Source organism: Pseudoalteromonas sp. CR1, assembly GCF_019392235.1.
Lineage (GTDB): Bacteria > Pseudomonadota > Gammaproteobacteria > Enterobacterales > Alteromonadaceae > Pseudoalteromonas.
Map to the genome: position 1 here is coordinate 1 of NZ_JAHXRM010000652.1, position 233 is coordinate 233.

General features: G+C 63.9%; 1 protein-coding gene. It reads left to right on the forward strand.

The window, feature by feature from the left end; translation table 11 throughout:
• The coding region (locus tag KZZ04_RS20905) for a pyridoxal-phosphate dependent enzyme (protein WP_219424135.1) at positions 1-233 on the forward strand (233 nt) is incomplete at both ends.

A 233-nucleotide genomic window follows, 5' to 3' on the forward strand; every position in this document is an offset into this window, starting at 1 on the left:
CTGAACCACACCGGCGCGCACAAGATCAACAACTGCATCGGCCAGATCCTGCTGGCGCGGCGCATGGGCAAAAAACGCATCATCGCCGAGACCGGCGCCGGCATGCACGGCGTGGCAACCGCCACCGTGGCCGCACGCTTTGGCCTCGACTGTGTGATCTACATGGGCACCACCGACATCGAGCGCCAACAGGCCAACGTGTTCCGCATGAAGCTGCTGGGCGCCGAAGTGAT